Annotated in this window: 9 protein-coding genes; 8 read left to right on the top strand and 1 reads right to left on the bottom strand. The window is 46.2% G+C overall.

From position 1 onward, the window contains the following. Nucleotides 1-222: 222 nt before the first annotated feature. From rsmH to ACMFL8_RS13550, 7 genes are all read left to right on the top strand, one after another. Entirely contained in the window at nt 223-1,380 is a 1,158-nt protein-coding gene (gene rsmH, locus ACMFL8_RS13580) for a 16S rRNA (cytosine(1402)-N(4))-methyltransferase RsmH (protein WP_413191276.1), read from the top strand. Nucleotides 1,381-1,715: 335 nt separating this feature from the next. Next, the gene (locus ACMFL8_RS13575; protein WP_413191275.1) at nt 1,716-2,213 is read left to right on the top strand and encodes a cell division protein FtsL; all 498 of its coding nucleotides are present in this window, start codon (nt 1,716-1,718) and stop codon (nt 2,211-2,213) included. Then, nucleotides 2,210-4,300, top strand: a complete 2,091-nt coding sequence (locus ACMFL8_RS13570) for a peptidoglycan D,D-transpeptidase FtsI family protein (protein WP_413191274.1) — start codon at nt 2,210-2,212, stop codon at nt 4,298-4,300. Before ACMFL8_RS13575 ends, ACMFL8_RS13570 begins: the two co-directional genes overlap by 4 nt. Nucleotides 4,301-4,370: 70 nt before the next feature. Then, on the top strand, nt 4,371-6,110 hold the full coding sequence (locus ACMFL8_RS13565) for a UDP-N-acetylmuramoyl-L-alanyl-D-glutamate--2,6-diaminopimelate ligase (protein ID WP_413191273.1): 1,740 nt from the start codon (nt 4,371-4,373) through the stop codon (nt 6,108-6,110). 403 nt (nt 6,111-6,513) lie between these two features. Next, on the top strand, nt 6,514-7,965 hold the full coding sequence (locus ACMFL8_RS13560; protein ID WP_413191272.1) for a UDP-N-acetylmuramoyl-tripeptide--D-alanyl-D-alanine ligase: 1,452 nt from the start codon (nt 6,514-6,516) through the stop codon (nt 7,963-7,965). Between the two features lie 3 nt (nt 7,966-7,968). After that, the gene (gene mraY, locus ACMFL8_RS13555) at nt 7,969-9,087 is read left to right on the top strand and encodes a phospho-N-acetylmuramoyl-pentapeptide-transferase (protein ID WP_010198007.1); all 1,119 of its coding nucleotides are present in this window, start codon (nt 7,969-7,971) and stop codon (nt 9,085-9,087) included. Between the two features lie 182 nt (nt 9,088-9,269). Then, the gene (locus ACMFL8_RS13550; protein ID WP_413191271.1) at nt 9,270-10,232 is read left to right on the top strand and encodes a putative RNA methyltransferase; all 963 of its coding nucleotides are present in this window, start codon (nt 9,270-9,272) and stop codon (nt 10,230-10,232) included. 30 nt (nt 10,233-10,262) lie between these two features. On the opposite strand, the gene cls is transcribed toward ACMFL8_RS13550, so the two are convergent. Next, nucleotides 10,263-11,714, bottom strand: coding sequence for a cardiolipin synthase (gene cls, locus ACMFL8_RS13545; RefSeq protein WP_413191270.1), 1,452 nt, complete (start codon nt 11,712-11,714; stop codon nt 10,263-10,265). A gap of 310 nt (nt 11,715-12,024) precedes the next feature. Here cls and ACMFL8_RS13540 point away from each other — a divergent pair, with 310 nt between their 5' ends. Beyond that, nucleotides 12,025-13,785 carry a TrkH family potassium uptake protein gene (locus tag ACMFL8_RS13540; RefSeq protein ID WP_194620947.1) on the top strand — a complete coding sequence of 587 codons (1,761 nt, stop codon included), beginning with the start codon at nt 12,025-12,027 and terminating at the stop codon, nt 13,783-13,785. Nucleotides 13,786-13,825: the final 40 nt, after the last annotated feature.

Genomic DNA, 13,825 nt, shown 5'->3' with positions numbered 1-13,825 from the left:
TGAAAAAATACGGATGAAACAATAGCCGTCAATGTTGAAAAATAGCGTAAAATATAGCGCTAGTATAACAGAGAGATGTGATATTTTTAATGAAAAGCCCTTCTAGCGCTTGACTACCAGCGTATCCTTGCGATAATAATGTTAGACAAGGCATAACTTGTTTATTTTCATCCGATTTTTTACTATTACTGGCCATTATGGTCGTCATCTACTGAGTTGTTTGTGTCATTATCAAAATCTAAATCTAAGCTAACGCCAAATATTAACGCCAGTCCTTCTGCTGCTACTGATAGCCCTGAGTCAGCGCTTAGCCCATCTGCTATGGAAGACATTTCTATTCAAGACCCTAATCAAGGCGATAAGGTGTCAGATGAATTAAGTTTCGTTCACGATGCTGTGCTACTGCAAGAAGCCGTCGCCGCTGTGCTTGGTGTTAATGCGCTGCCCAAGCAGACAGGCAGTGACGAACAAAGCAGTGACCGTCAAAATAGCTTGCAAATGAGTGGCATCTACGTCGACGCAACCTTTGGTCGCGGTGGTCATAGCAGGCTATTATTGAGTCAACTTGCTGATGATGCCACGTTGATCGTCTTTGATAAAGACCCGACCGCCATTGCCGTTGCTCGCGAATTGGCAACTACCGACAGTCGCGTAAAAGTGGTTCATGACAGCTTTGCGACATTGACGGACAGTTTGGCAGCCATGGGCATCATGCAAGTTGATGGGTTGATGGCGGATTTGGGTATTTCTTCACCGCAGATTGATGATGGTAGCCGTGGCTTTAGCTTTATGCGCGACGGTGCGGTCGATATGCGTATGGATACCAGTCGTGGCCAATCGGTCGCTGAGTGGTTAGAAAAAGTTGACGATGAAACATTGGCGAATGTGCTTTATGAGTTTGGTGAAGAGCGTCACAGTCGCCGTATTGCGCGTGCGATTAAGCAGATGGAAAGTTACAAGTCCACGCTTGAGCTGGCAGAAGTGATAAAAGTGGCGCATCCAAATTGGCAGCGCGGCAAGCATCCTGCGACGCAAAGCTTTCAAGCCATGCGTATTTTTATTAACAATGAGCTGGGCGATGTCGATGACTTTTTAGAACAAAGCATTCCTATATTAAAGTCCGGTGGACAGTTGGCAGTCATCAGCTTTCATTCGTTAGAAGATCGCCGCATTAAGCAGTTTTTACAGCGTCATAGCAAAGGGCAATATCCAGAAGACGAAAATCTGCCAATGCCGCCAAATCGTCCACGGTATTTTAGCAAGCCCAAACGTGTTGGCCCTAGTAAAACTGAGGTCAGTCATAATCCGCGCTCGCGCAGTGCATGGTTGCGATTAGCGACGCGTACGGATACCGATTATCAGCAAACGCTAAAGCAATGAAACCTGTCGATGGCATACCCTAGTATTCTGGTGAGTGAATGTGACTAAATGTCTTAATATTTACGCAACTGTTAAAAAGCTGTAAATATTATCTGCTAGGCTCAGCAGTTACTTTTTTGTTTATATATGAGCTAATTTGGCGATGACGATTAGTTCTTAGCATAGATGACAGTTGGTTTTAGAATAAACGTCAATCATGGCAGGTTTTTATGGCTATCATTGCACAGCATGTTTGGTTGTATTTTTCTTGATGGTACTGAGCAGGGATGAGATTTTTATTACCTGCAGACAGTTGCTGCTCTTTTATATTTGAAGTTTACTTTTTTGAGATCGTCATGGCAATATCTGACAAACCAGCAAACCGTCGCGCCGCTACAGCCAATACCACTGACGTTGGCGAGCTATTCGTGCGCCGCTTTAATGTGGTCAGTATTTATGTCGCCGTATTATTGCTATTGGCGGCGGCTATCGTCTGGAGCGGTATCAAAACCGCTGAGGAAGTGCAGCAATATCATCAGGATTATAGAACCTTGCAAGACATGAAAAAACAAGAACGTAAGCTGAAAATTGAACATCAGCGCCTCTTAATTGAACAGCAAACCTTTAGTGCGACCCCGCAAATAGCCAGTCGTGCTGTTGCTGAGCTTGGCATGTTTTCACCAGCCCTCACAGATAAGCTCATCATTCAGCCGGGTGCTGCCGTTGCATTGGCACCAGCCCAGCCGTCTAGCGCAGAGATGATTAGAGTCAATGATTCAGACGTAATCGAAACGGACGCTCCTATGACCGATGCTCCTGTGACCGACGCCAACCTTGCGGAGGCAGGACAATGAGTGATAAAAAGCCAAATACCAATCACGGTAAAACAACCGCAAAAAATACCAGTAAAAAACCTGCCAGCGGTAAAGTGACCAAGCCTTTGCGTCCTGCTAGTGCGGCCAAATCAGGACAAACTGACAGCAAGTCCTCAGACAATCGCAAAGCCAAACTCTTTGGTCGCCTCAAAAAAAATGAGGATCAAGGCGCGTATACCAGTGTCAAAAACCGTAAAAAAATGGTTTTTAATAAGGCCACTGGTGCATCATCTCGTGGCGGCTTTGAGTACGATAAAAACCGATTCCGTACTGTTTGGGGCATGGCGCTTGTCGTACTGGCGCTACTGATAGGACGTGCCTATTATATCCAAGTGGCCAACGCGCAGTTTTATCAAGATAAAGGTAACGAGCTCATCACCAGCGTACGGACGCAAAAGTCCTACCGCGGTATGATTACCGATCGCAATAATCTACCCTTAGCTGTTAGTGCGCCGCTTGCGACTGTCTCCTTTAGTCCGCATGATTATTCGCGTGAATACTACGAGCTCAAACGCATTAAAATCACCAATCCTAATAGTCCACAGCTACAAGCACGCATGCAAAAGCGACTGGATAATATGGATCTGACTCGACTGGCAGCGGCAGCAAATATTCCGGTCAGTGAATTAAAAAAGGTCACCGCTGTCGACGATAGTATTGATGTGACCGATGAAGCGGCGGTAAAAGCAGCACTACCGTCGGGCGCAGGCTCGCATTATTTGCCACTACTGAATAAAGTGACACCTGAGATAGCTCAAGGCGTCAGCTCGCTTGATTTCCCTGGTGTGTACGAAAAAAACTTCTTTCAGCGTTATTATCCGCAGCCCCAACCGAACTCGCAGCTGTTGGGTTTTATGGGGCAAAATGCCAACGATCCTGAAGGTGGCTATGAGGGACGCGCTGGTATCGAGCGCCAATTTGAAGAAGATCTGGCGGGTGATGATGGTAAGGTGTTGGTACTTAAAGACGCCAAACAAAACAGCCTAAAAGAAATCAAACAGGTTGAGCCAGAGATACCTGGCAAAGACGTGGCGTTGACGATTGATTCACGTTTACAGTATTTGCTTTATAAAGAGCTAGAGAAAGTAGGGCGCTTGCAACAAGCCCGCTGGTCAACTGGCATGGTCGTTGATGTGCAGACTGGTGAAGTATTGGCATTGTCGACATGGCCATCATTTAACTCAAATAATCTAAATGAGATGACTGGTGAAAACCAGCGTAACCGTGCGCTCCTTGATGTATTTGAACCGGGTTCAGTCATGAAGCCATTTACCGTTGCTGCCGCGCTAGATTCGGGCAAATACACATCGACTACTCTAATTGATACCAATCCGGGTTCAATTCGTGTGCGTGGTTATACCATTCGTGACCATAATAATTTGGGCACCATCAATCTTGCCACACTCCTACAAAAATCAAGTAACGTGGCCTCGACCAAGATTGCCTTATCTTTGCCCGCTGATGCTATTACCAATATGCAAAAGCAATTTGGCTTTGGTTCAAAGACACCGTTAAAGTTCCCAGCGGAAGGTAGTGGGCTTGTGGTTACACCGGAAGAAAAAGAGACCTCACGTCGTGCAACGATTAGTTATGGTTATGGTATGGAGGCGACTGTAGCGCAGGTGGCGCAGGCTTATTCGGCATTGGCAGCAGGCGGGGTCATGCATCCTTTGACCTTGGTTAAGAGTGACAAAGTGCAGCCAAGCAAACGCATCATGGCGCACGAACAAGCCATGTCGATTGTACAGATGTTAGAGAGCGTTACCGAAGAAGGTGGTACCGCCAAAGCAGCGGCGATTGACGGTTACCGAGTGGCGGGTAAGACGGGTACGTCGCGCCGTATTAACCCAAAAGGCGGTTATTATACTGACCAATATCGCAACGTCTTTGCTGGCATGGCGCCAGCATCAAACCCAAGACTGGTCGGTGTCATCTTAGTAGAAGACCCTCGAGGGCTTCATTATGCTGGTCTGACCGCAGCCCCCGTATTTCATAACGTTATGAAAGAAGCGCTACGCCTCTATAATGTGCCATTAGATAAGCCCTTAAAAACTGAAGCCCAATAGGCATGGATATGGATTTTTGAGTATCCAGCTACTAATGATTTGATTTGTTTTAACTGTTTAGGATTTGCCAATGACTATGCTCACTTCATCGCCAACCAGTGCTACGGTTAACTTGCAACAGCTTATGGATGCTAGCAACCGTAATGACCACCGCCTAGTGCAGGCATTATCGGCGATGATAGCAGCATCAGCTCAAGCGCTAGCCACTCAAACATCAACAAATCAGGTAGCTTCTGCTCAACTAAATACAGTTGCCAACGTACCGTTTCAGCGGTTTCGTTTGGACAGCCGTCAGGTAGCGCCAAACGACGTGTTTGTACTACTAAAGAGCCATACGCCAAACTGCCAAAAAAGTCGTGATTACCTTTATCAAGCCGCTAAAAATGCGGCTTTTATCCTATCAGAAATCGATCCGATTGCTTTGCTTGCCACGGCTAATGTGCCACCACATGCCAATATTGCTCTAAGTACGGATGACTCACAATCTATAGCGCAGCAGCAATTAGACTCCTTGCCTTGCCCTGTTTTATATGTGCCCAACATCCGTGATTTTTTAGGCGATTTAATCCAATCTCATTTGCAGCATCAGCAGCCAGTGACACTACCAGCAGTGGTGGCGGTGACAGGTACCAATGGCAAAACCACCATCAGTCAATTGGTGGCGCAATTAACCCAGTTAACCGGTATGAGCAGTGCGGTTATGGGTACGGCGGGTAACGGTAGACTAGGTGCCTTGGTGCAAGCCAGTCATACCACTGGCGATGCGCTAGCCGTCCAGCAGTTCTTATATCAAATGGGGTCAGAAAACGCCGAGCTATTGGCATTGGAAGCCAGCTCACATGGTTTAGATCAGCAACGCTTGCAGGGTATGCCTGTGTCGGTGGCGATTTATACCAACTTAAGCCGCGATCATTTGGATTATCATGCTGATATGGCAGAGTACGCAGCGGCTAAAGCCAGATTGTTTGATAAAGCCCATTTTCCGGATTTGACCCACGCTATTATCAATATCGATGATGAGCATGCGCAGGTTATGTTGGATACTGCCCATGCCAGCGAATTGACGGTTTGGACGTATAGTTTGGATGCTTCAAAAACGGCTACTTTTGTCGCCGCTAAAATCAAGCCCAGCTTACAAGGTGTCGAGATTAGCCTGCATACAGATTTCGGCGATGGGAAAATTAATAATTTAGATATCGTTAGTCCATTACTTGGACGTTTTAACGTGGCGAATTTGCTTGCCGCTATGGCAGCAGCGGTGGCAATTGGTGCTAAGTCAAATGTAGGTATTGAGCGTATTGCGACTGCTGTTGCACAGTTACAAGGTGCTGTTGGCCGTATGCAACGTGTGCCTTCTAATGATGGCTGCTTTATCGTTGATTATGCGCACACGCCTGATGCCTTAAGTCAGGTGCTTGCCAGTCTCAAAACCCACTGCAAAGGTCAGCTATGGGCAGTGTTTGGCTGCGGTGGCGACCGTGATGCAGGTAAGCGCCCATTGATGGCGCAAGCAGGGCTGGCAGGTGCGGATCAAGTGATTTTAACGGCAGATAACCCACGCACCGAAGACCCACAGATGATCTTGCAAGATATGCAAGCAGGCATGAGTGCGGAGCAATATCAGCGTACCCATATCGAACCAGCGCGCCAAAAAGCGATTGAATATGCCGTCAATCAAGCGGCTGCGGATGATATTGTGGTCATCGCTGGCAAGGGTCATGAGACTTATCAAGAAATCAATAACGTTCGTTATGATTTTGACGACAGTGTTATTTTACAACATGCCCTAGAGCACGCTGGGCGCGTATAAAAAAGTGCTGTCTAAATGTTTAGCATCAATAATTTTTAGCACCACTAATTTTTTTAATAATATTTATAAGTTTTAACATGTAGGGTCTGTTGAACATTCAAATGTGGCACTGGCAGTGGCTATTTTTTAGACAATACGCAGTGAAATTTTTGATGCCTAGTCATTCTAGGTTAGACAATTTCGCCATGTATTGGCAAAAAATAGCCCTGCCCTGAAAGGCTGATGCTAAAATCACCTCAAACGTTGTTGCAAACCTAGCTAAGGTCTGGACATTATCGTCAGTTTACGCCTGATTTGATAAAAGGTTTGATGCGATTTTAGCGATCAGCAGTCCTAATATTTGAATGTTCAACAGACCCTAGTTATAAGAAATACGTAATCATCATACAAGGTAATCACTACTATGACAGCCGACAACGATAACACCATACAGTCGCAAGGGCTGTATGTCTGGCAAGCAGATAACTTGCTAGCAGCTACCACCGCTATTGATGGTCACTGGCAGTTAGATGCAGGACAGTTAAATGAAGGGCAAGCAGAGGTAAGTAACGGCATTACTAGCAACCGTATTGCCACTGACACGCGCACGATAAAAACCGGTGATATATTTTTAGCCTTAACGGGTGATAATTTTGATGGTCATGATTATATTAATATGGCTGCCTCACAGGGCGCAGTTGCCGCTATCGTCTCACGGCCTATCTCTACCAATATTCCGCAGTTAGTTGTCAAGGATACTCGCTTAGCGCTAGGTCAATTAGCCGCCTATCGTCGTCAGCAGCATCAAGATTTGACCGTGATTGCCATTACAGGCTCCAGCGGTAAGACCACTTGTAAAGAGATGCTTGGAAGTATCTTCGGCAGATTGGCGCCGACGCTCATCACTCGTGGTAACCTCAATAACGACTTGGGTGTACCGATGATGCTGCTCGAATTATCCGATCACCATCGCTATGCCATCTTAGAGTTGGGTGCCAATCATATTGGTGAAATTGCTTATACTACTGAAATTGTCCGTCCGGACGTGGCTTGTATTTTGAACATCGGTACCGCCCATCTGGGTGAATTTGGTAGCCGCGAAGGCATTTGCCAGACCAAAGCAGAGATTTATCATACTTTGGGTGACACGCAATTTGCGATTGTTCCTGATAAAGATGATTTTACCAATCAATTACGCCGTATTGCTGAAAAGCATACCTCACATGTCATCGGCTTTGGTAATACCGATGTCAGCGCCAGTCACTTAGATGTCGAGCCTGAACGCAGTGAATTTAAGCTGCATATTGGCAACCAAGTCCATGATATTAGCTTGCCACTAGCAGGTGAGCATAATGTTAATAATGCGTTGGCGGCGGCGGCTTGTGCTCATGCCCTGAATATCGACGTGAATGATATTGTGATCGGGCTTGAGAACGCACGTCCCGCTAAAGGGCGCTTGAACAGTCAGCTACTCGGTATGCATCGCCTGATTGATGATACTTACAATGCCAACCCACATTCGGTACGCGCGGCTGCCAAAGTATTGGCGGCGCAAACCGGTACACAGGTGATGGTGTTAGGAGATATTGGTGAGCTTGGCGATGCTGCGGTAAGCGAACACCAAAGCTTGGGTCGTACCATCGCAACCACGGGTATCAATGTACTGCTGTGTGTTGGCGAGTACGCGCCTTATACCGTGGCTGGGGCACAAGAGATTTCTGAGATTAGCGCGCATGCGTTCGCTGATAAAGATAGTTTACTGCAATATTTACAGTCTTACTTGCAAGCGCAACAAGCTCAGCCTTGTACGGTGTTGTTTAAAGGCTCTCGTTCCATGCAGATGGAAACACTTATTCATGCGCTAGTAGAGGAGTAGGCGGTGTTAGTTTGGTTGTTTGGCTGGCTTGGCCAGTATTACTCACCGTTTTCTGCGGTTTCTTCGTTGACGCTACGAGCGCTACTTGCGGTGGTTACGGCACTCGCCTTTAGTATGTTCTTTGGCGGACCGGTTATTCGGCATTTGCGATCACTAAAGTACGGTCAGGCCATTCGTAATGATGGCCCGCAGTCGCATTTGGCTAAGACTGGTACACCGACCATGGGTGGGGTGTTGATTTTGAGCGCCATCGGGGTGTCGACCTTACTTTGGGCACGCCTCAACAATCCTTACGTGTGGATTTTGCTGATCGTAATGATCATATTTGGCGCGGTCGGTTGGGCGGATGATTGGCTCAAAATTAAATACAAAAATCCCAAAGGTTTGATTGCTCGCAAAAAATACTTTTGGCTGTCTATGGGGGCGTTATTCGTCGGTATCTCCTTGTATTATATCGCCACGTTGCAACCAGATATGGCCACCACCCGCGAGATGCAAGATTTATTAATACCCATTTTTAAAGACTGGATGATTCCGTTCTCAGCCGTGCCTTTCGGCATTGGTTTTATTATCTTTACTTACTTTGTGATTAACGGTTCTTCCAATGCTGTCAACTTGACCGATGGCCTAGATGGCTTGGCAATTTTGCCCGTTGTTTTAGTCGCGGCTGGTTTGGGCGCGATGGCCTACGTCTCGGGTGACGTACGCTTTGCGGATTATTTGCATGTGCCTTATATTGCCTACAACTCTGAAGTAATTATTGTCTGTGGCTCGATGATCGGTGCTGGCCTTGGCTTCTTGTGGTTTAACGCGCATCCCGCGCAAGTCTTTATGGGCGATGTGGGCGCGCTTGCCCTCGGTGCGATGTTAGGTACGATTGCCGTTATGACCCGTCAAGAGATCGCTTTTGCTATTATGGGTGGTTTATTCGTCGCCGAGGCGCTATCGGTTATGCTGCAAGTCGGCTCCTATAAACTGCGCAAAAAACGCGTCTTTCGTATGGCACCGCTACATCATCACTTTGAAGAAATTGGCTGGAAAGAAACGCAAGTGGTTGCCAGATTTTGGATTATTGCCATTTTACTGGTCATACTTGGTTTGATGACGTTGAAGCTGCGCTAAGCCGCATTAAAATAGTATTAACCTAGGTGCTGTAGTAAATAAGTATTTGCGTGATTAAAAAGCCATCTCAGCGATCACTGAGGTGGCTTTTTGTTTTCTTAAATTCTATGTTAACGGCTTCTTTTATCTATTAATCCACGCAATTTTTGTTAAAATGCTAGCCATATTGCTATGACCTAGAGATGCTTGTGTCCTTATTTGTTTGTCCCCTTTGTCAGTCCCCCTTACAGCCTGCTGCCGATACGTGGCGCTGCGATGGCAGTTTAAACCTTAAGCAAACTGCGCATCCGTTTGATGTGGCGCGTCAAGGCTATGTCAATCTGCTGCCCGTACAGCAAAAAAAATCTAAGACACCAGGCGACAGCCAGCAATCTATCGAAGCGCGCAAGCGATTTTTGGCCGCTGGGCATTATGCGCCGTTACAAAGATTGGTTTGTCAGAAAATGAAGCAGTTATTAGGGCAAGATGCAAGCATCTCTACGCCAACAACTAAGCCTGATAAAAGCCCAGTCAACTGGTTAGACATCGGTTGCGGGGAAGGTTATTACACGCAGGCAATGGCGCAGATGGGCTCAGATATTATCGCTACCTTGATAGCAGCTGATATCAGCAAGCCCGCTTTGGTTGAGTTGGCTAAAGTGAGCAAAGCCGCCAGTCAGCTGTGGTATCAACAACATAAAGACAAGGCGGAAAAGACGACGGTGATTTACCCGTTAGTCACCAGTGCGGCACATCTGCCTCTGCGTGCTCATAGCGTCACGGGTATCAGCAGTATTTTTAGCCCTATTTTGCCTAAGGCTTTTGCCAAGGTATTGGTTGATGAGGGCTACCTAATTATTGCCAAGCCTGATGTCGGACATTTAGCAACGATGCGTGATGCATTATTTGATAGCGTGCGCGAGCATGATTCTGATAAGTTTTTGCAGGAGTTGGCACCATACTTTACGTTGATAGAGACGCATCGTGTCAGTACCGAGATGACATTGTCAGCGACTGACTTAGCCGACTTGCTGACCATGACCCCGTATGCTTACCGCGCCCGTAGCGAAAAAAGACAAGCGTTACTGGCAGCGGTTGAACAACAATCATTTAGCACGGAAGCAAAATTTGTGGTGTATATTTTGCAAAAAAGCGCTGATAAATAATGAGGACACGCCCTAGCACCCAGCCGTTATTTATAAAATAGGCCCCATCGTCGCGACAATATTGTTCCAAATTCTGTATGGCAATGACCAGTCTGCAACTTGTTGACGGCTGACTTCTTCTGAATCAGCGATATACTGATACTGACGTTCAATAATATCGGCGGTTAATGCGGTATCGCTAAAGACGATATTGTTTTCGTAATTCAAATCAAAGCTACGCAAATCTAAATTGGTCGATCCAATTAAGCTGATCTGACCGTCAACGGTCAAGGTCTTAGCATGTAGCAATCCCGGTTTGTACTCATAGATTTTTACCCCTGCTTCTAGCAATTGCCAATAATAACTGCGGCTGGTCGCAGCGACTACCAATGAGTCGTTGTGTTTGGGGAAGATCATCGTGACCTCTACGCCGCGATAGGCGGTGGCGCATAACACATTGATGAGGGAGTAATCTGGGACAAAGTAAGGGGTTGAGATGGTTAGGGTTTTCTGTGCTTGGCTAATGAGCACCCCCAAGAATTGCGGTGTTGCGCCTGAGCGTTGGGTAGGGCCATCAGCAAAGACTTGTGCGGCAAAGCCTGTAGAAGTTGGCGAGCCTAGCCGCTCGGTAGGGTAATAAAAGCTCTCAATCTCTGTGTCAGGGTTTTCTATTAGCCAATCACTGGCAAAAAGCATCTGGTTCTGTGCCACGACAGGTCCTTCGACGCGCAGCATAATATCGACCCACGGCGCAAAATTTGGCTTCACGCGAAACTCAGGGTCCGCGCAGTTTTGACTACCAGAGTAACCAATGCTGCCATCGATCACGGTAATCTTGCGGTGATTACGCAGATCAATACGGCTAAATAACATCACCTTTACAAGATTGTTAATCGGTAGTGCCACGCTGACTTGCACGCCAGCATTTTTCATTTGTTGCCATATCTTTGAGCTCACCATCTTCCGTGAGCCCATGCCATCCACCATCGCTCGACAAGTGACACCACGACGTGCTGCACGCATCAAGGCTTGGGCAATATCGATACCTGTGCCATCAATCAGCCAAATATAATACAGCACATGAATGTGATCGGTTGCTGCATCAAAATCAGCAATCATTCGTTTGTGCGTTTCAGCCGCATCGGCCATGAGTTCCGCATGATTGCCCACCGTGGTATGAAAGCCTGTGACGTTCGCAGAGTAAGCAAACGCCGCTTGATACTCGGTTTTTATGGCGTGTGTTAATGCCTCGTCGCTACCGAGCACTTCAGGGTTTTGCGTATGGAGCTTATCTATAATTTGCTCATGCTTGCGGCTGAAGTCACTTCCTAAATGTACCTCACCAAACATCCAGTAAACCACAACGCCGATATAAGGCAAGATAAACAGGACGACCATCCATGCCAGCCTAGCCGATGAGGTCAAATCATGGCGGGAGAGTATACGTAAGGATATCAGCACTAGTAATATGAAATGAATGGTCAGTAAAATATCCAGTACCATAGCGCCGTCCTTAGTGATTGTCTTTATGCAGTGTGCTGCAATCGTTATTTATTACTCCGTACTTTACCATGGCAACTCGTTTAGACCGTAGCCAACTTGTCATCAGATTGTCATTAATAGCCTTGATGACAACAGCCTTTATTGGGATGAGTTAAGGAGCTGTCTGGTGTAAAAACAACGCTGTTCTTTGTTCATCATAGCTTTGAACAATCAACTCATAACTGGTTACAGATTTTTTAAAATCAGTCTTAGTGAATAGTCAAAAAAAGGAGTATAAGTATCGTGGTTATTCCTTTCATGGACTAAGGCTATGCACGCTGCCATTCGCTATCGATTACTTAACAATTTTACTGTTTTTATTAGCATCATTGGAGTAGCCGTGGCTCTCCTCGATAGTGGTTTTACGCTACCGAATTGGCTACAGCATGTTTTTCATATTTTGTATTTGGTCATTATCTTCTTAGGGTTTGTCGTTACGACAGGGCGCTACATCTATAGCAAAAAACCGCTAACGATTAATAAAGTGGCCGTTTTTGACTTGTTGACCAGTATCGCTATCGTTATCTTACTTGTGGCGCATTTCACGGATTTAATACGCTCAGGCTTGGCTGTTTCCGTTGATGGTTTTGTGGCGATTAAGATTGCGGTGCTGGTTACGTTCATTCGTGAAATCTCTGATCACGATTTCAATCTTGATCGTACTTTTCTAAATCCAGCCCAATTCTTTATTCTAAGCTTTTTGTCGGTGGTGCTGGTTGGCGCTTTGCTATTAATGATGCCCAACGCGACCACCCAGCCTTTGTCTTTTATCGATGCGTTATTTACTGCCACCAGCGCGGTGTGTGTTACTGGGCTTATTGTGGTGGACACCGCGACCTATTACACAACCTTTGGTCAAGTCATTATCATGGGCTTGATTCAAATTGGTGGTCTCGGGATTTTGACCTTTGTGACGTATTTTAGCTATTTCTTCAAGGGTGGTGTCAGTTATGAGACTCAGTTAAGTATCAGTGAGATGTCCTATATGCGCGGGACAGGTGATGTGGTGGCGACCCTCAAATCTATCTTATATGTGACCTTTGCTGTTGAGTCGTTGGCGGCTGCATTCATTTACGCCAGTATTTATGATTTACCTGGTATGGATTTATCTGAGCGCTTGTTTTTTTCTGTATTCCATGCGATTTCGGCTTTTTGTAATGCTGGATTTTCTACCTTTAGTGCAGGCTTATATGATGACGCGCTGCGCTTCAATTATCCTTTGCAGCTGATTATTGGCATTACCTTTATTTTTGGCGGTATGGGCTTTGTGATCGTGGTCAATGTACTGCGGTATTTGCGTTACCGTGTCCAGCGCCTGATATATCGTCGTAATCAGCGCTACGCATATCTACCATGGTTACTCAATATTAACAGCCGTATTACCCTCATTACGACGGGTGCTTTGCTGCTAGTGGGGCTTATTGGGGTTATGCTGTTTGAATATAATGGTGTACTGGCTGACCACGGCAGTTTTTATGGCAAATTAGTGACGGGAATCTTCACTGCTGCCACTCCGCGAACGGCTGGGTTTAATAGTATTGATATGGGCGACCTAGCATTTCCGACGATTATGTTGACAATTTTTTTGATGTGGATTGGGGCGTCACCGAACTCGACGGGCGGTGGTATCAAAACCAGTACCTTTGCCATCGCGCTATTAAATACCTTGAGTTTGGCGCGTGGACAGACCAGAGTGGAAGTATTCAAACGGGAAATCGCTGAGATATCGGTTCGTCGCGCGTTCTCTATCATGTGGCTGTCGCTATTGGTCATTGGCATGGGCGTGACACTTATCAGCTACGATCAGCCCGAGCTGGACTTGATTAAAGTGGTTTTTGAGTGTTTTTCTGCTTATAGCACTGTGGGCTTGAGTTTGAATTTGACGACCGAGCTGTCCGATTTTAGCAAGATGGTGATTTCGGTGATTATGTTCGTTGGTCGAGTGGGTATGCTGACGCTCTTTATTGCTTTATTCAAAAACATGCGCGAGCGTAACTACCGCTATCCCACGGAAGAGATTACTATTAACTAAGTTTCTGTTAATTAAGTCGCTGTTAATTAAATTTCTATTA

The sequence above is a fragment of the Psychrobacter sp. AT9 genome, assembly GCF_047272965.1.
GTDB classification, from domain to species: Bacteria; Pseudomonadota; Gammaproteobacteria; order Pseudomonadales; family Moraxellaceae; genus Psychrobacter; species Psychrobacter glaciei.
This window is presented reverse-complemented; position numbering and strand designations above follow the sequence as displayed.